This window comes from Microbispora amethystogenes, assembly GCF_016863015.1.
Classification (GTDB): Bacteria; Actinomycetota; Actinomycetes; order Streptosporangiales; family Streptosporangiaceae; genus Microbispora; species Microbispora amethystogenes.
Map to the genome: position 1 here is coordinate 1 of NZ_BOOB01000038.1, position 17,332 is coordinate 17,332.

Below are 17,332 nucleotides of genomic sequence, written 5' to 3' on the forward strand. Positions count from 1 at the left end.
AAGCTCGGTCGTTTGTTTACGGCCGAGAAGTTGACGGGAGCCATTCCCGCAGGCCGTCGAGATGGGCGAGTTCCGACTCGACGCGCCGCCTGTCGTCAGTGGTCAGCTCGAGGCCGCGCAGATCGGAGAGCCAGGGATCGGCGGGCTCACCGAGAATCGTGGCCAGGTCGACGAGGTGGCACAGGGCGATGGCCCGCTCGGCCGCTGGGGCGTCCGCGCCGTGCCTGCGCACCGCGGACTTGAGCGCACGGAAGGCCTGGAGGTCGTCGTTCTTGAACTCGCGCAGGATCCGGGCGTTGTCGAGAGCCCTGGCGAGGCCTGTCAGCTTCTTCGAGCCGCCGTACTCCACCTCGCCCGGCTCGTCGCGCTGGATGAATATGATCGAGTTCCCGGAAGGATCGATCAGCGTGAACCGGGACGCGCCGGGCCGGTAGCGGGTGATACGCGGAAGGCCGGAACTCAGCACCTTCCCGTGGACCCGGCGCATCGCCGCGACGAACGCCGCGTGGTACGGCGCCACGGCGTCGACCAGGACCAGGCAGCCTCCGGACTCCTCCCGGACCGGATCCAGGTCTTTGGGCGCCGGGCCGAAGTGCAGATGGATCCCGCTCCACCGCAACGCCAGATAGACGTAGGGCCTGCTCTGTTTGTAGGTCGCCTCGAACCCCAGTGCCTCGTAGAACGCCAAGGTCTCCTCGACCGACGCGCACGGCATCAACGGCACCGTCGTCTCGTTCGGCCGGATCGCGGGCTCGCTCACGTCATCCACCTTCCCGTCGCCTGACGATGGCTCCGGTGATGGTTACAGCCTTCGGCGGAACTCGCACATGGATCGTTCTAGACGGCCGGCGAGCAGGGCCCCGCGGAAGGGGTCCTCGGCATGAAGGGAAGGGGGCGGTGCGCACGCGCACCGCCCCCCTCCGCTCGCGGCCGGTTCCCCTACCTCGGCCGGAAGCGTGACTTATAGTGATCGGACCACCGATCCCGCTGCCTGGATCAATGCGGGCGGGTGATCCGGCGCGTCAGGACTGACGCGCCGTGGCCGCCTTGCTGGACGTCGCATTGGCGGTCATGGGCAGGCAGGGCGGCGTCTGGAAGACGACGCCGTCGAGGAAGTTGCCGATCGCCGGGTTCCCACCGGCGGCCGACACCGATTCGAAGGCGAAGCGGGTCACGGTCTGCCCTGGGGGCACGACGTACGTGCCGGTGTAACGGCCCCAGGCGGTGTTGCCGTCCGAGATGTCGGTCGAGGTGGCCCCATCAGGGATCTGCGCGGTGGTGGCGCCCGGTGCGCCGATGAGGACCCGCATCACATCGGTTCCCGACCGGCCACGGTGATACAGCGACCAGGTCATCACCGTACCGGGAACCGTGGGGACGTCCTGGTAGAGCGTGGAGGGCTCACTGGCGTTGAGCTCGGCGAACTGCCGGCCGTCCGCGGCCGGGACGCCGCTGGAGCTGTTCCAGAACTCCAGCTTGCGGTCGGAGGCGGTCGTCCGCCATCCGACGCCGGGGTTGGTGGAGGCGTCGGGGATGTTCCAGTCGTACCGGTTCACGACAGGCGCCTCGAAGCTGCCGTTGACCAGGTCGACGGGCTTGCGGGTGCAGGTGACGGCGACGGTGACGGTGGCGGTGCTGCTGCCGCAGGCGGTCTCGATGGTGTAGGTGAAGGTGTCGGTGCCCGCGCGGTCCTTGCCGGGTGTGTAGACCAGCTTGTCGCCGGAGATCCGCACCGTTCCGTTGGCGGGCTGGGTCACCTGGCTGATCGCCGGCGCCGTCGCGGTGTCGTTGGCCAGCACCGGTACGGTGACGGCGGTGTTCTCCGTGGTGGCGGCGGTGTCGTCGGCCGCGTTGGTGGGCGAGATCGACTGCCCGTTGACGATGTTGATGGGCGGGGCGGAGGCGTTGTTGCCGAGCTGACCGGGAGCGGCGATGACGCTGCTGATCCCGCTCGGGCGGATGGTCATGCTCCGCCCGGCGGTGCCCGGCCTGACCCGGAAGGTGACGACTGTTGGCCCCGGGTCGGTCTTGGTGCCCGGCGACGTGACGCTCAGGGTGTTGCCGCTCAGAGTCCCGTTGCTCACCGGCCCCACCACCTGGGCGTTGGCGAGCAGGGAGGACACGTCCCACATCGTGGTGTAGGTCCGGACCAGCAGCGGCCACTGCGCCGTACGGTGCGTCAGGGTGAGGGTGAAGGTGCTGCCCGGGGCGATCTGACCACCCCAGAGCGAGGGCGAGGTGACGACCGAGATCGAGCCGCTGCCCAGCCGCATGCCGAACGCGTTCTTCCAGTAGTACTCGACCGGGTAGTCGGCCTGCCCCTGCCGCACGCAGGGCGCTGCTGCGGCCTGGTGGCCAGGCCTGCTCATGGTGGCGCCGGAGACGGCGGCCTGCGCCTGGGAGGCCGTGCTGGTCGCCGCGAGCAGGGGGATCATGAAGGCCCCGGCGAGGGTCGCCGTCGCCACGGCCCTGGCTCGGCCGGCGAGGCCGCGCCGTTGACACAGTGTGCGGTTCACCTTGTCATCCTTACTCTCTGTGGTTGACAAGTAACTACATGTGATCAAGGTGGGGGTGCAAGCCGACGTGCTGCCCTCGCCACGACTGGTTGGCGACCAAGCCTCGTAATGGCAGGTGGGAGCCTCGCTCGTCGCGGGGTGGAGGCGCACGCGTTCCGAGGAGGCCGTGCTTGCTCGCGCCGGGGTATCTCAGAGAGGGGGTGTCGCGGTGAGCAGGTCGGCGGCCTTGCGGACGTCGGCGTCCAGTGGACGGTCGGGATCGACCGCGGGGACCGCCTCGGTCAGGGCGTCGAGGAGCGCCGCGCAGCCCGAGGCCGTGGGGTGGCGGGCGCCGACGTGCGCCGCCTGCCGCAGCCCCACCGCCAGCGACCCGCAGAGCAGCCGCAGCAGGTCGGCCATGTCGTACGCGCGCAGGGCGGCCTGGGTGCCGAACGGCACCACGTCCTGGTTGTGCAGGTTGGTCGGCAGGCTCTGCATGCCGGCCGGCACGGCGGCGCGGCGGATCTCGGCGACGAACGCGGTCGTGGCGAGCTGCACCCCCTGCATCCCGTGCTGACGGCCGGGTCCGGCGGCGAGCATGGGGGGCAGGCCGCCGTTGCGGGCCGGGTCGACGAGGAGGTCGAGCTGCCGCTCGGCGAGGTTGCCGAGCTGGGCGGTGACCATCGCCAGGACGTCGGCGGCGAACGCGGCCGGCTGCCCGAAGAAGTTGCCGCCGTGCACGACCAGGTCGTCGTCGGGGAAGAACAGCGGGTTGTCGCTGACGCTGGACAGGTCGGCCGCGACGACACCGTCGACGTAGCGCAGGGCGTCCTCGGCGGCGCCCAGCAGTTGCGGGGAGCAGCGGATGCTGTAGGGCTCCTGCAGCGCACGTGTGCCGGCCGGGACGATCCCGGCGAGGGTCGTGCGCATGCCGTCGGCGACGTCGGTCGCGCCGGGATGGCCGTACGCGTCGAGCAGGCGCGGGTGGAGGAAGCCCGGGTCGCAGCCGAGCAGATCGACCAGCAGACAGGTGAGCGCCTGCAGCGCGCGGTGCGAGGACCGGACGCTGTCCAGGGCCAGGGCGGTCGCGGCCGTGGTGAGGGAGGTGCCGTTGACGAGCGCGAGGGCGTCCCGGCCGTCGAGCGTCAACGGGGTCAGCCCGGCATTGCGCAGCGCCTCGGCCGCGGGCATCCGCGAGCCGTCGAGATACGCCTGTCCCCGGCCGCGCAGCGCCTGGGCGGCATAGGCGAGCGGGATCAGGTCCCCGCTCGCGCCGACCGAGCCGTAGCGGGGGATCGCCGGGACGAACGTCGTCGTGAACATCGCGGCGAGCCCGTCGACCACGTGCGCCGAAACCCCGGACGCCCCCTGGGCGAGCGACCACGCACGCACGAGGAGCGCGGCCCGGCTCACGTCATGGGGCAGATCCGGCCCCTGCCCGGCGCCGAGGTGGGCCAGGGTGTTGTCACACTGGTCCGCCTCCTCCTCCCGGCCGGCGAACCCGACCAGGGCGCCGAATCCGGTGGTCGCGCCGTAGACCGGGCGCTCCTCCTCCCGTACGTCGCGGAGGAAGCCACGGCCGCGCTCGACGCGGTCCCGGACGGCCGCGTCGACCACGACGGACACCGGTGTCGCGGCGCGGCGCAGGTCGGCTGAGCGCAGCGGAGCGCTGAGGTTGATGGTGCCTTCGACGGCGGACATGCCGGGACCGTAGGCAGCCGATTCTCAGAATCCTATGAGAATTCGTCCGTAGCTTCCGGCTCATGGCGCATGACTACCTGATCATCGGGGCCGGACCGGCCGGGCTGCAGCTCGCCGCACTGCTCGAACACGGCGGTCACGACTATGTCGTCCTGGAGCGCGGAGCGGGCCCGGGCACCTTCTTCACCCGCTACCCGCGGCACCGCCAGCTGATCTCGATCAACAAGGTGCACACGGGGTACGACGATCCGGAACTGCGGCTGCGGATGGACTGGAACTCGCTGCTGAGCGACGATCCCGAGCTGCTGTTCACCCGCTACAGCGAGAAGTACTTCCCGCAGGCCGACGATCTCGTGCGCTACCTGTCCGACTACGCGGCGGCGACCGGCGTCCGGGCGCACTACGACGTCGACGTCGTCCGGATCGGCCGGGACGACGACGGGTTCATCGCCACCGACCGCGGCGGACGCACCTGGCGGGGGCGGCGGCTGGTCGTGGCCACCGGAGTCTCCCAGCTGTACGTCCCGCCGATCCCGGGCATCGAGCTCGCCGAACGCTACGACACGTTCGAGACCGACCCGCGGTCCTTCACCGACCAGCGGGTGCTGGTGATCGGCAAGGGCAACTCGGCGTTCGAGACCGCCGACGCGCTCATGGACCAGGCCGCGGTCATCCACGTCGCCGGGCCGCACTCGGTCAGGATGGCCTGGCAGTCGCACTTCGTCGGGCACCTGCGCGCGGTGAACAACAACTTCCTCGACAGCTACCAGCTGAAGTCCCAGAACACGGTCCTCGACGGCACGGTGGAGAGCATCGAACGCCGTGCCGACGGCGGCTACCGGGTGATGTTCCGCTATGCCCGCACGGTGGAGGCGCTGCGCGAGCTGTTCTACGACCGGGTGGTCGTGTGCACCGGCTTCCGGTTCGACGCCTCGGTGTTCGACGACGGGTGCCGGCCCACGCTGGTCATCAACGACCGTTTCCCCGAGCAGACGCCGGCGTACGAGTCCGTAAACGTGCCTGACCTGTACTTCGCCGGCACGCTCACCCAGCAACGCGACTTCAAGAAGGCCACCAGCGGGTTCATCCACGGTTTCCGGTACGGCGTGCGCGCGCTCTACCGGATCCTGACCACCCGTCACCACGGCGCGACCTGGCCGGCCGAGCAGGTCGAGCCCACGCCCGAGGCGATCGGTGACGCGATCATCGCCCGGGTCAACCGCTCGTCGGCGCTGTGGCAGCAGTTCGGCGTGCTCGGCGACGTCGTCACCGTGACCGGCACCGGGAACGGAGCCACCGCGCGGTACCAGGAGGAGGTCCCGGTGGCGTACGTGGCCGAAGGCGGCCTCGGCCGCGCCCGGCACACGTTCGTCGTCACCCTGGAGTACGGCGAGGGCCACGACGCCGTCGACCCGTTCGACATCTCGATCCCGAGGGTCGTCGAGAACGACGCCGTCAACGCCCACGACGCGAGCTACCTGCACCCGGTGGTGCGGCACTACCGGGACGGCGTGCCGGCCGGCGTCCACCACCTCGCGGAGAACCTGGAGAACCACTGGAACCTGCCGGAGGTGCACCAGCAGCCCCTGGCGGTCTTCGTCAAGGAGTGCCTTGCCGACGTCGGCTGAGCCGTACCCGCGGGCCGTTCTGGACCTCCTGGCCGCGGCCGGGGACCGGCCCGTCTTCGAGCACGGCGCCCGTGCCGTCACCGGCGCGCGGATGCTCGGCCTCGTCCGGCGGATCGCGGCCGGGTTGCGCGCCGCGGCCGTCGGGCCCGGGGACGGTCTCGCCATGATGCTCGGCGTCACCCCGGAGGCGTTCGCCGCGACGATCGCCGCCTACGTCGTGGGCGCCCGGGCCGTCGGCGTGCGGCCCGGACTGCCCGACGGCCAGCTACGCCACGTGCTCCACCAGGACATCGCCGCGGTCGTCACCGACGCGGCCACCGGGCCGGCGCACGCACGGCGCACGCTGACCATCGCCGAGCTGCTGTCCGCGCCCGGCGAGGACGGTCCGCTGCGCCTGTCCGGGCGGCCGGAGGACGTCGCCCGGCTCGTCTACACCAGCGGGAGCACCGGCACGCCCAAGGCCTGCGCGCAGACCTACGCCGCCATGGACGCGGCGTGGACGGCCCGCCCGGCGGCGTGGCCGCCCGCGATCCGCGAACTGGCCTCCCGGCTGCAGCGTTACCTGGTCTTCGGGTCGCTGGGCAGCCAGGTGATGATGGAGTACGGCGTGCTCACGCTCGCCGCGGGCGGGACCATGGTCGTCGCCGACCCGCCGGCGTTTCCCGACGCGATCACCAGGCATCGGGCGACCGCCAGCGTCATCACCGTGCCTCGCCTGTACAAGCTCGTCGCCGCCCAGCGCACCGCCCCGGCCGACCTGAGCAGCCTCCGGGCGCTCATGGTGTCGGGGTCGCCGATGGAGGCGTCCCGGCTCCGCGAAGCACTCGACGTGCTGGGCCCGGTCGTGTTCCAGGGCTACGGGCAGACCGAGACCGGCACGATCTCCATGGCCACGCCGCAGGACGTCCCCCCGTCGGTCGGGTTCCCGCCCGACGCCGTCGACGTCGAGATCCGGGACGCGGACGGCCGGCCCGTCCCGCCCGGTGTCGACGGCGAGCTGTACGTCCGTACCCCCGCGCAGGCCGTCGGCTACTGGGCCGACCCGGCGGAGACCGCGGAGGTGTTCGTCGGCGGGTGGGTGCGCACCCGGGACCTGGGCCACTTCGACGAGGACGGACGACTGTACCTGGCCGGGCGGACACGGGACGTCATCATCGTCAACGCGAACCTCTACTACGCCGGCCCGATCGAGCGGGCCCTGGCGACTTCCCCCGACGTCGCGGAGGCGTACGTGGTCGGCGCCCCGGACGAGGACACCGGTGAGGCGGTGCACGCGTTCGTGGTGCCGGCGGCGGACCGGATCCCCGACCTCGGCTCGCTGCGGACGCTGGTCGGCGAGCGGCTCGGCGACGCCTGCGTTCCGGCGACCATCACCGTCCTCGACGAGGTGCCGACGGCGCCGAACGGCAAACCGGACAAGCGCCTTCTGGCCACCGTCATCCCCGGAGCCGGCAACAGCGCCCCTTGACGCCCGTCCGGCGAGAAGGGCGGCGCGGCGTGAGCGCGGACCCGCCTACTCGCCGTGCTGCCGGCGCACGAGTTCGGTGATCCAGATGGGTGCGTACGGGGATGTGCAGCCCGGGGGAGTGGGGTAGTCCTTGAGCACCTCCAGGCGCTCGCCGATGTCGATCGCACGGGCGCGGTGCTCGGCGTGCTCGATCCCGATCTGCGCCAGACAGTGGTTCATCGCCCACTGCAGGCGATCCGGGGCGTCTTTCATCTCCGCCTCGATGACGTCGAGCAGTCCGGCGAGGTCGAGGCCCTCGGGCTTCTTCGCCACGCGTTCGGTGGTCAGCGCCCAGCCGGCGCTCGCGACCACGGGATCCGGATCGGCGGACCAGGCGAGGCGCAGCTCTTCGGCGTGCGGGTTCTTCTTCACCACGTAGTTCACGAGCCAGTCGTGCACCTTCGGCGCGCGCGCCTCGCGCAGCATGGCGTCCAACCGGTCACGCTCGAACGCCTTCGGACGGGAGATCAGGATCGCCAGCAGCCTCGCCGCGGTGTCGCCTGTCTCCCAGAGCCGGCACGCGAGCTCCTGCTGCGTCTTCAGCCGCTTCGCGAGCGCGCGCAGCCTGCCGAGGTTCACGCCGTGGTCGTCACCGCGTCTCTCGTTCGCCTCGCGCGCCTTCGGGTCGTCGAGCTCGGCCAGCTCGGTCATCACCTCGGCCAGCGTCGTCCCGGTCGGCGTCGTTCCGGCCACATCGGCCCCCTGTCCATCGCGTGTGAGACCAGCCTAGGAGCACTGGCAGGTTCAGCTCGGTCCTGTCGGCCGCATGGCTTTGAGGAAGGCGTCGACGAGGGCGTCGGCGTACTGCGCGGTGAGCGGGCCGGAGCGCAGCAGCCAGCGCTGGTAGAGGGGGGCGTACAGCAGTTCGAGCGCCAGATCGAGGTCGGCGTCGGCGGCGAGTTGCCCGGCTCGCTGCGCGCTGCGCAGCCGGGCCTTCTTGGCCTCGTCCACCGGGCCGGCCAGCTTCTCGAGGTACAGGGCGGCCAGGGCAGGGTCGTTGATGATCTCGGTGTTCAGCGCGCGGATCGGCCTCTCGAAGTCCGGATCCGCGAACTCGGCCACCGTCGCCCGCATCACCGCCCTGAGGTCGGCCTCCAAATCGCCGGTGTCGGGCAGCGTGATGTCCTGCTCCGGCCCGCTTTCGCTGAGCGCCAGGAAGGCGTCCAGGATCACCGCGCCCTTGGAGGGCCACCAGCGGTAGATGGTCTGCTTGCCCACGCCCGCCCGGGCCGCGATGGCCTCGATGGTCAGCTTGGCGTATCCCACCTCGGAGACCAGCTCGCGGGCCGCGGTGAGGATGGCCTGCCGGGAGCGCTGGCTGCGGCGGGCGGGGTCGGGCTGCTTGGCCATGCCCGGACTGTATCACTCTGAGACGAGACGTTCCGTCTTGACTCAAAGCGAGGCGAGACGTACCGTCTTGCCTCCTGGGGGTGCATCCGAGAAGGAGGAGGTGGAGCTCATGACCCGGGTGTGGTTCATCACGGGCGCGTCACGAGGGCTGGGACGGGCGTTCGCCGAGGCGGCGCTGCGCGCGGGTGACCGGGTGGTCGGGGCCGCGCGCGACGTCGAGCCGCTCGCCGGCCTCGTCCGGAGGTATCCCGGAGACCTGGTGCCGCTGCCGCTCGACGTCACCGACCGGGTGGCCGTGTTCGAGGGCGTGGAGCGGGCGGTCGCGGCCTTCGGCAGGCTCGACGTCGTGGTCAACAACGCCGGCGTCATGCTCCTGGGCATGGTCGAGGAGGCGACGGAGGAGCAGATCAGAGCGCACTTCGACGTCAACCTGTTCGGCGCGATCTGGGTGACCCAGGCCGTGCTGCCGCATCTGCGCGCCCAGAGGTCCGGCCGCGTCCTGCAGGTCACGACGATGGGCACCGGCGGCGGTTTCCCCATGGTCGGCCTGTACGCGGCCGCCAAGTCGGCGCTCGACTCGGTCTCCGAGGCCGTGGCGGGGGAGGCCGGGCAGTTCGGCGTCAAGGTCACCATCGTGCAGATGGGCGGCTACGACACGGGACTGTTCACCACGGGCACCACGCTGACCGAGCCCAGCCCGCACTATCAGGAGCTGCGCGACAGGCTGATCGAGATGTGGGGCGACGAGGCCGGCCCCGCCCCGGAGACCGCCGCTCCCGTGATCATGGAGCTGGCCGGTCTGCCGGAGCCGCCCCGGCGTCTCATCGTCGGCGCCGCGTCGTACGACATCGTTCAGCAGGGCCTCAAGGACCGGGTGGCGGAGCACCGCGCCTGGGAGCACCTCAGCCGCAAGGCGCCCGGATGACCCGCACGCAGGACGAACCACGTGGCGGCCAGGGGCGCCGCCGTGATCCCGGCGACACCTCGCCCACCCGGATTCACTCTCAGGAGTGAGGCCGTGGCCGCCGGGCGCCGGGGATACTGACGGAATGCGTCGTGTTCCTCCCTCGGTGGTCGACGCGGCGCTCGCGATCGGGTGCTTCCTGAGCATCATGATCATGGCCGTGCTCAGCCGTCGCCTGGAGTGGTGGGTGGCCGTCCTGGCCGCGGTGAACACGCTGCCGCTCCTGTGGCGGCGGCGGTTCCCCCTGCTCGTGAGCACCGTGACGGGCATCAGCACCGGAGCCCTCTTCCTCACCGGCTCGATGGGCGGGATCCCCGGCGCGTCGCTGATCGCGACCTACGGCCTCGCCTCGCTGTCCCCGCCCCCGCGGATGTTGGTCGGAGTGCTCGGCACCATCGCGGGGTTCGCCTCCGCAGCGATCCTGCAGCATCACCAGCCGCTCAGCTACGGGCCCACGGCGGCGGCGTTCGTCGTCGCGTACGCGCTGGGCGCCGGCGCGCGAGCGCGCAGGGACCGCATCGCCGTCCTCGAAGAGCGCGCGCGGCGGCTCGCCGAGGAGCGGGAGGTCGCCGCCGTACGCGAACGGGAGCGGATCGCACGGGAGATGCACGACATCGTCGCCCATGCGATGAGCCTGGTGGTCCTGCAGGCGGAGGCCGGGCCCGTGGCACTGCGCACGGACCCGGCCAGGGCCGAGCGGATCTTCGAGACGATATCGGCGACCACCAGGGACGGCCTGTCCCAGCTCCGCAGGGTGCTCCTCGCGCTCAGGCCGGAGGAGGCCGAGCGCCACCCGCAGCCCGGCATCGAATCCGTCCCCTCCCTGGTCGAGGGGGTGCGGCAGGCCGGGCTCGACGCCACTTTCGAGGAGCGCGGCGAGCCCCGTCCCTGTCACTCCGACCTCGCCGTCACCGCGTACAGGATCGTCCAGGAGGCACTGTCGAACACCGTCAGGCACGCCGGGGCGACCAGGGTGCGGGTCCGCGTCACGTGGCGGGACGACGCCCTCGACCTGGAGGTCCACGACGACGGGCGCGGCGCGAGCGCCGAGCGTGGGCCGGGCGGGCATGGGCTGATCGGCATGCGCGAACGGGTGGCGGTGGCCGGCGGCCGGCTCGTCACCGGCTCAGAGGGGACGGGCTTCCGCGTCGCCGCCAGCCTGCCGCTCGCCGGCGCTCTCACGGACGCGGGCACTCCCGCGCGCCCGCCGGCCTCGTAGACTGAGGCGTGCGGACGCGGAACAGCATCAGGGTGCTCATCGCCGACGACCACACCCTCGTACGCGACGGTCTGACCATGATGCTGGCGGAGCAGCCCGACATCGAGGTGGTGGGTGAGGCCGCCGACGGCGCCGAGGCGGAGAGTGCGGCCCGTGAACTCCAACCGCACGTGGTGCTGATGGACGTGCGGATGCCGAGGGTCGACGGCATCGCGGCGACCGCCGGGATCTGCCGTGAGACCGCCGCGAAGGTGCTGGTGCTGACCACGTTCGACCTCGACGAGTACGTCTACGACGCGCTGCGCGCCGGTGCGAGCGGCTTCCTGCTCAAGGACATGCGGCGGGCCGAGCTGGTGGAGGCGGTCAGGGTCGTCTCGGCGGGCGAGTCGCTGCTCGCGCCGACGGTGACCAGGAGGCTGATCAGCGACGTCGTGCGCCGCTCACGCTCCGCCGCCGCACCCCCAGCCGTCGCACGCTGGGCCGGCGACGGCAGGCTGGCCGCGCTCACCGCCAGGGAACGGGAGACGCTGTGCCAGGTCGCGCGGGGCCTGTCCAACGCGGAGATCGCCGCCGAGCTGTTCGTCACGGAGCACACGGTGAAGACGCACGTCAGCAGCGTGCTGGCCAAGCTGGGCCTGCGCGACCGGGTGCAGGCGGTGGTGCTCGCGTACGAGTCGGGACTGGTCACGCCCCGCTCTCAGGAGTGAGGCGGGATCCCGCTCCCACGGGCGATCCCCCGGCCCGTGCCGTACGGCCAGCATGAGGGCATGAAGCGAAAGCTGCTCGTGGCCGCCTCCGCGCTGGCGGTCCTATCGGTCGGAGGGCTGGGAGCGGGTGCCTGGTATGTCAGTGATATCGCCCTGGTGCCGAACCACCCGGAGACGATCGCCTATCCCGAGGTCGTCCTTGGCGTGACGGAAGGGACCGTCACCGTCACCGCGTCCGCCGCCACCACCCGCCCCGGCACGTGGTCGCTCAACTGGAGCAGCGGCTCCGCCATGGTCGGCGACATCGTCAGGAGATCGGCCGGCCGGGTGGAGCGCGTGCGCGTCAGCGGTCAGACCCCGCCGACCGGGATCCGCGCGTCGATGTACATGACCTACAGCGGCGACCCGAAGACGGCGCTCGGCCTCGACTTCACGGAGGTCATGGTGCCGACCGAGCTGGGCGACGCGCCCGCGTGGTACGTGCCCGCGCGCGGCGACACCTGGGCGATCACCGTGCACGGCGCCAACGCCCACCGCAACTCCAGCCTTCACGCCATCGCCACCATGCACAGGGTCGGCATGCCGGTGCTCGACATCACCTACCGCAACGACCTCGGCGCGCCCGCGTCCCCGGACGGGTTCCTGCACCAGGGCGAGTCGGAGTGGCGTGACCTGGAGGCCGCGACAGGCAAGGCGCGGTCCATGGGCGCCCGGCACATCGTGCTCTACGGCGCCTCGATGGGCGGCGCGATCGTCGGCCGGTTTCTCACCCGATCTCCCCTGGCGGACGTCGTCTCGGCCGTCGTGCTGGAGAACCCGGAGATCAGCAGCCGGCGGACCGGCGAGTTCGCCGCCGCCCGGATGCACCTGCCGTCGTTCGTGGTGCCGATCACGGAGAAGGTCATCGATTGGCGCGGCGGCTTCGACATCGCCGCGATCGACCTGCTCGGCCACCCGCCGCGGGTGAAGCCGCCCACGCTGCTGCTCATGGGCGACGCCGACCAGGAGCACCCGGTGGAGACGGCGCGTGAGCTGGCCAGGTCGTCGGGCGCGATGAACTGGCCGATCCAGTACGAGGAGTTCCCCGGCGCCGGTCATTCGGAGATCTGGAGCACCGACCGCGGGCGCTACGACCGCACGCTGGCCGCCTTCCTCACGCGCACGGCACCCGGCCCGCGCCGGACGGGTCACCCGGGCTGAGGTCTGCCGAACGCGGCCCGGGGGATCGTGGAGGATGTCGAGAACGCGGCGCCCGCTCCGTCCCAGGGAAGACCGGCGGCCACGAACAGGCCGCGCGACAGAGGAGGACCACCATGACGATCAAGCGGATGGACAACGTCGGCATCGTCGTCGACGACCTCGACGCCGCGGTCGCGTTCTTCGCGGAACTCGGCATGGAGCTGGAGGGCAAGGCGCTGATCGAGGGGCGCTGGGCGGCCCGTCTCGTCGGGCTCGACGACCAGCGGGTCGACATCGCGATGATGCGGACTCCGGACGGCCACGGACGGATCGAGCTGGCGAAGTACCACATGCCCACGGCGGTCGCCGGGGTGCCGAAGGACGCCCCGGCGAACACGCTGGGCTATCGCCGCGTCATGTTCGCCGTCGACGACATCGACGACGTCATCGCCCGCCTGCGCACCCACGGCGCCGAGCTCGTCGGCGAGGTGGCGCAGTACGGGGACGCCTACCGGCTCTGCTACATCCGCGGCCCCGAGGGCATCGTCGTCGCGCTGGCCGAGGAGCTCGGCTGACAGGCGGCCGGCCCCCGCGGGATGACGCCCGGGCGACGAGCCGAGTCGCCTCCCTCTCCCAGCGGGGCACGCGGCGCATGTCCGGGAACTCCCGAGCCTGCCGTGGCGGTGAAAGTTTCCCGCGCCCACGTCGAGGAGGGCCGCGTACGCGCAGGTCGGCGGTGTGCGGGCAAGCCCGCGGCGTTCCTGCCGGACGGCACCGCCCTCGTGACCGAACGCGCCACGGCGAACATCATGCGGGTGACCCCCGGAGCCACCCCCGTGCGGGTGACCACCGTCCGGAACGTGTCGGTGACGGGCGACGGCGGCCTGCTCGGCATCGCCCGTTCCCCGGCCTTCCCGCAGGACCTGTTCGTCTACGTCTACCTCACCACCGCCTCCGACAACCGCGTGGTCCGGTTCCGGTGGAACTACCCCGACGCGCAGCAGGTCGTCCTCAGCGGCATCCCCCGCGCCCAGACCCGCAACGGCGGGCGGATCGCCTTCGGCCCCGACGGCAGTACGCCACCGAGTTCGGCGAGGACTCCTGGGACGAGCTCAACGCCATCGAGCCGCGCGGCAACTACGGCTGGCCGGCCTGCCAGGGCGCGTGCGGCAAGGCGGGTTTGCGCGACCCGCTCGTGAGCTGGCGCCCGGCCGAGGCGTCGCCCAGCGGCCTCGCGTACGCCAACGGGACGCTCTTCACCGCGGCGCTGCGCGGAACGCGGCTGTGGGCGGTGCCGGCGCCCGGCGGAGCGGGCACGCCCGTGGCCGAGCTCCAGGGCACGTACGGGCGTCGGCGCACCGTGGCCGTCGGCCCGGACGGCTGGCTCTGGGTGACGACGAGCAGCCACGACGGCACGGGGACGAACCCCGGACGGCCCTGGGACGCCGTTCCCTCCCGACCGGATCCTCCGGATCCCGCCCGCCGCCCCGCCGTTCCCGTCCCTCGTCACCCGGCCGGCCGCCTGACACCTCCCGCCTGCGCCTCCTCGCGGAGCCCGGAGATCGCCGCGGGCAGGGCGCGCAGGGTCTCTTCCCGGGTGCTGTACACCAGGAAGAAGGTCTCGTCGCGATTCCGGGGAGGAAAGAAGCCGGAATAGCAGATCTCGGTCCTCGCGAAGCCGTACGCGGCGAGAAGGCTTCGCTTCCGGGCACTGTCCAGGAGCACGATTCCCGTGTCCCAGTCGCTTCCGAACAGCTCCGCCGTGAGGATCTTGGCCAGGGGGAGCAGGACGCCGGGCAACCCGTTCCTCCGCCAGTCCGGGTGGACCCAGTGGCCGCCGTAGTGCGCCACCGCGCCGGAGATGACCGGGGTCTCCGGAGGCAGGACCAGATCCAGCCGCCCTTCCAGTTCCGCGGGCACCGGGTCGTACCACAACCTCATCGAGCTGATGTGCCGGGCGAAGTCGGCGGTGTGGATCACGCGGACCGCGATGCAGGCCACAGTTCGTCCGTCGCGGTCCCGCACGTCCAGCCAGTAGCTGTTGGCCGCGGAGACGGGACTGTGCTCCGGGTCGAACGTGGGATTCGTGCCCTCGCTCCGATCCGCTGTCCGCATGTGACCGGCCCAACCGGAGACGTCCTCGTCGTATCGCAGCGTCAGCCGCCGCCGGGCGAACCAGTCCTGGGATCTCCGGAGGACGTCGTCCAGCACCGCGGTGGTCGTCGACCCGCGGCCTGTCTCAAGGATCTCGCCGAGCATGGTGGAGCCTCCACAGGTCTCAATGCCGGGGCCGGGGACGGCCGTCATGGGAGATGACCAGCACCTGTTCCGGAGCCGCGTGAGCGTTGGCGTACGTCAGGAGCGAACCCAGCGCGCTCTCGCCGCCGCACGCGGTGGCTAGGGGAACCTCCTTCCGGTAGCGGTGGAAGAGGTCCTGATCTCCCAGGTTCTGCAGGGCGTAGTTCCTCCAGCCGGGAACGTGGTCGCCTTCCCTCGCCTGCACGCCGGTGACCGCGTACCCGGCGGGGGTGAAGACACGGTGCAGTCCCGCGACGGTGGCGCCGGTGCCGAATCCGCAGACCAGGTGGCGGACCTCGGGCCAGTCCGCGCGGATCCGCCGCAGCAGGCGCGCCGCCCACAGCTCCACGCGTCCCACCAGGGCGTCGTCGGTGAACTGCCTCGGCCAGCACCAGCCCGCCCGCTCGTACCGCAGGCACACCTCGCGGCCTTCCTCGATGCTCGTGATCGTCCGTATCTCGCCGCGGAAGCCGCGCCTCGTCAGGTGGTCACGGCCGTCGGCGTCCGTGACGGCGACCGTGGGCAGGCCCGCCCTTCGCCCGATCAGGTCCAGGGCGAGCGCCGTCGACGCCCCGGAGATCTCGACGAGCCCCCGGACGCCTTCCGGAACCGCGTCGAGGTACGACTCGTAGGTCAGGTATTTGAGGCTGCCCGACGGGCACGTTCCGCCCCAGAGCACGGCCGGGCCGTCCTTCTCGGGTCGCGTGAGCGTGAAAGGCGTGGTCATCGCGTTCACGCGGAGGTGACCGAGCCCCGGACGTAACGGTGTTCGAAGAAGTCCACATACAGGTATTCCGGGTAGGAGACCATCTGGTCCCGCCCCAGGAGGACGGCGCGCATGATCTCGCTAACCGTCATCCCGGCCGCGGTGGTGGCTCCGACCACGCAGGTGGGCGCGTGCCCGCGTCCGGCGAAACAGGCATCCCAGTACTCCTGCACGACGTAGCCGCCGAGCCCTGGAATGATCTTCGGTAGGTCGATGCGCCCGTCCGGAAGCACGTACAGGTCCTCGTAGAGAGGCGCGTCCGGCTGGAAGACGTGCAGCGCTGCTCCGAATCCGAGCATCAGAGCGGTCATGATGACGACGTCCCGCTTCCGGCACGCCTGGTGAAGTCGTTCCTTGGCCCGGGCGCCGACGATGTCGATCGCCTCCACGACGTAGTCCACGGGCTTGCCGTCGAATCCGGAGAGCAGGGAGTCGACGTTGTCCTCCGTCACTCCCTCCGCGACCTTACGGATTCGCAACTCCGGGTTGATGTCCTGGCACATGTCTCCGACGACGTCGATTTTCAGGCGGCCGAGAGTGCTGTCGAAACTGCCGATCTGGCGGTTGGCGTTGTGTATCTCGTAGACGTCGAAGTCCGCCAGCGTCACCCAGCCGAAGCCGAGGCGGGCCAGGTCCGCCGCGCACTGACCGCCCGCGCCGCCCACGCCGGCGACCAGGACATGCGTGTCCGCGACCCGCTTCATCGATTCCTCGTCCAGAATTCCCAGGTTGCGCTGGAATCTCGGGTTCCCGGTGAAGGGTTCCACTCGAAACCTCATTTCTGCATGCAGACGTAGTAGTTCTCGCCGTAGTAGTCGTCGCCGTCCGCCACCAGGGGGCATGAGTAACCCAGCCGTCGCAATGTGCCGACCAGCTCGTCCACCTGGAAGAACGTCACCATCTCGCCGGGATCGGTGGTCAGTTTCCGGGCGCAGGTCGTGTGGTGGGCCACCGCGGCCTGGAGTGCGTCGGTGTAACGGCCTTCCGTCTGCCACTCCTCGATGGAGTGCCGGAGGACCTTCTGCAGGTCCGGGCGGCGTTTCGGGCCGGTCGCGATCACGACGCCGCCCGGCCTGAGATGGGAGAACACCTCGCGGAGCGCCGATTCCGCGTCCCGGACGTAGAAGAGGACGTTGTTGAGCACGACCGCGTCCGCGTCCCGGGCGACCGCGGCCGGAAACCGCTCCACGTGCCCGTCCATGACCGTCCACCGGTCGCGGGCCTCGCCCGGCGCGGCCGCCTTCTTGTCATGGGCCAGGCGCAGCATGGCGGCGTTGTTGTCGAAACCGACGACCTCGTGGCCGCGGTCGATCAGGGCCTGGCTGACGAGTCCGGTTCCGCAGCCGGCGTCGATGACGGTCCGGCGGCCCTCGGTGTCGCGCAGGATCTTTCTCAGCATCTGCTGGTAGCAGTTCAGCTCGGGAATCATCTGGTCGTAACTTCTGGCGAAATCGGTCCAGATGTTGTCCTGCATGATGGCTGTCAACTCCCTGTGGCCGATTCCGCCCGTGAATTGTT

Annotated in this window: 17 protein-coding genes and 1 pseudogene; 9 read left to right on the forward strand and 9 right to left on the reverse strand. The window is 71.1% G+C overall.

Features of this window, described 5'->3' with window-relative positions; genetic code table 11:
* Positions 1 to 16 precede the first annotated feature (16 nt).
* The 3 genes from Mam01_RS23920 to Mam01_RS23930 all read right to left on the reverse strand — a co-directional run bounded on the left by Mam01_RS23920 (position 17) and on the right by Mam01_RS23930 (position 4,196).
* Positions 17 to 760, reverse strand: a complete 744-nt coding sequence (locus Mam01_RS23920) for a DUF8817 family protein (protein ID WP_204287460.1) — start codon at positions 758 to 760, stop codon at positions 17 to 19.
* A 262-nt stretch (positions 761 to 1,022) separates the two neighbouring features.
* Positions 1,023 to 2,516: an Ig-like domain-containing protein gene (locus tag Mam01_RS23925; RefSeq protein ID WP_204287461.1), complete on the reverse strand. Its 1,494-nt coding sequence runs from the start codon at positions 2,514 to 2,516 to the stop codon at positions 1,023 to 1,025.
* Between the two features lie 189 nt (positions 2,517 to 2,705).
* The gene (locus Mam01_RS23930) at positions 2,706 to 4,196 is read right to left on the reverse strand and encodes an aromatic amino acid ammonia-lyase (protein ID WP_204287462.1); all 1,491 of its coding nucleotides are present in this window, start codon (positions 4,194 to 4,196) and stop codon (positions 2,706 to 2,708) included.
* A gap of 62 nt (positions 4,197 to 4,258) precedes the next feature.
* Here Mam01_RS23930 and Mam01_RS23935 point away from each other — a divergent pair, with 62 nt between their 5' ends.
* Together Mam01_RS23935 and Mam01_RS23940 are read left to right on the forward strand one after the other, a co-directional pair.
* Entirely contained in the window at positions 4,259 to 5,824 is a 1,566-nt protein-coding gene (locus tag Mam01_RS23935; RefSeq protein WP_204287463.1) for an NAD(P)-binding domain-containing protein, read from the forward strand.
* Positions 5,808 to 7,292, forward strand: coding sequence for a class I adenylate-forming enzyme family protein (locus Mam01_RS23940; RefSeq protein WP_204287464.1), 1,485 nt, complete (start codon positions 5,808 to 5,810; stop codon positions 7,290 to 7,292). Before Mam01_RS23935 ends, Mam01_RS23940 begins: the two co-directional genes overlap by 17 nt.
* Before the next feature lie 45 nt (positions 7,293 to 7,337).
* Here the strand turns inward: Mam01_RS23940 and Mam01_RS23945 are convergent, their stop codons facing one another.
* On the reverse strand, positions 7,338 to 7,982 hold the full coding sequence (locus Mam01_RS23945; protein WP_204287566.1) for a DNA alkylation repair protein: 645 nt from the start codon (positions 7,980 to 7,982) through the stop codon (positions 7,338 to 7,340).
* 93 nt (positions 7,983 to 8,075) lie between these two features.
* Positions 8,076 to 8,681: a TetR/AcrR family transcriptional regulator gene (locus Mam01_RS23950; protein ID WP_204287465.1), complete on the reverse strand. Its 606-nt coding sequence runs from the start codon at positions 8,679 to 8,681 to the stop codon at positions 8,076 to 8,078.
* Between the two features lie 109 nt (positions 8,682 to 8,790).
* Between Mam01_RS23950 and Mam01_RS23955 the strand changes: the two genes are divergently transcribed.
* The 7 genes and pseudogenes from Mam01_RS23955 to Mam01_RS37715 all read left to right on the forward strand — a co-directional run.
* Complete coding sequence (locus tag Mam01_RS23955) at positions 8,791 to 9,606, forward strand: SDR family NAD(P)-dependent oxidoreductase (protein WP_204287567.1); 816 nt, start codon at positions 8,791 to 8,793, stop codon at positions 9,604 to 9,606.
* Positions 9,607 to 9,730: 124 nt separating this feature from the next.
* Positions 9,731 to 10,864, forward strand: a complete 1,134-nt coding sequence (locus Mam01_RS23960; RefSeq protein WP_204287466.1) for a sensor histidine kinase — start codon at positions 9,731 to 9,733, stop codon at positions 10,862 to 10,864.
* Between the two features lie 8 nt (positions 10,865 to 10,872).
* Positions 10,873 to 11,571: a response regulator gene (locus Mam01_RS23965; protein ID WP_275409071.1), complete on the forward strand. Its 699-nt coding sequence runs from the start codon at positions 10,873 to 10,875 to the stop codon at positions 11,569 to 11,571.
* Positions 11,572 to 11,631: 60 nt separating this feature from the next.
* Positions 11,632 to 12,771, forward strand: coding sequence for an alpha/beta hydrolase family protein (locus tag Mam01_RS23970; protein ID WP_204287467.1), 1,140 nt, complete (start codon positions 11,632 to 11,634; stop codon positions 12,769 to 12,771).
* A 128-nt stretch (positions 12,772 to 12,899) separates the two neighbouring features.
* Complete coding sequence (locus tag Mam01_RS23975; RefSeq protein ID WP_204287569.1) at positions 12,900 to 13,325, forward strand: VOC family protein; 426 nt, start codon at positions 12,900 to 12,902, stop codon at positions 13,323 to 13,325.
* Positions 13,326 to 13,433: 108 nt separating this feature from the next.
* Positions 13,434 to 13,949 (forward strand): PQQ-dependent sugar dehydrogenase, encoded by a 516-nt coding sequence (locus Mam01_RS36875; RefSeq protein WP_239101555.1) that lies wholly within the window; start codon positions 13,434 to 13,436, stop codon positions 13,947 to 13,949.
* Positions 13,871 to 14,104 (forward strand): annotated as a pseudogene (locus Mam01_RS37715) (PQQ-dependent sugar dehydrogenase); the annotation flags it as partial. The gene Mam01_RS36875 and the pseudogene Mam01_RS37715, both read left to right, overlap by 79 nt.
* A gap of 152 nt (positions 14,105 to 14,256) precedes the next feature.
* Here the strand turns inward: Mam01_RS37715 and Mam01_RS36880 are convergent.
* From Mam01_RS36880 to Mam01_RS23995, 4 genes are read right to left on the reverse strand one after another with little or no spacing between them, the layout of a single operon-like run.
* Positions 14,257 to 15,009, reverse strand: coding sequence for a hypothetical protein (locus tag Mam01_RS36880; protein WP_239101556.1), 753 nt, complete (start codon positions 15,007 to 15,009; stop codon positions 14,257 to 14,259).
* A gap of 19 nt (positions 15,010 to 15,028) precedes the next feature.
* Positions 15,029 to 15,775: a pyridoxal-phosphate dependent enzyme gene (locus Mam01_RS23985; protein WP_204287468.1), complete on the reverse strand. Its 747-nt coding sequence runs from the start codon at positions 15,773 to 15,775 to the stop codon at positions 15,029 to 15,031.
* 5 nt (positions 15,776 to 15,780) lie between these two features.
* Positions 15,781 to 16,656, reverse strand: coding sequence for a ThiF family adenylyltransferase (locus tag Mam01_RS23990; protein ID WP_307820116.1), 876 nt, complete (start codon positions 16,654 to 16,656; stop codon positions 15,781 to 15,783).
* Positions 16,590 to 17,288 carry a class I SAM-dependent methyltransferase gene (locus Mam01_RS23995; protein WP_204287470.1) on the reverse strand — a complete coding sequence of 233 codons (699 nt, stop codon included), beginning with the start codon at positions 17,286 to 17,288 and terminating at the stop codon, positions 16,590 to 16,592. The genes Mam01_RS23990 and Mam01_RS23995 overlap by 67 nt, the downstream gene beginning before the upstream one ends.
* Positions 17,289 to 17,332 lie beyond the last annotated feature (44 nt).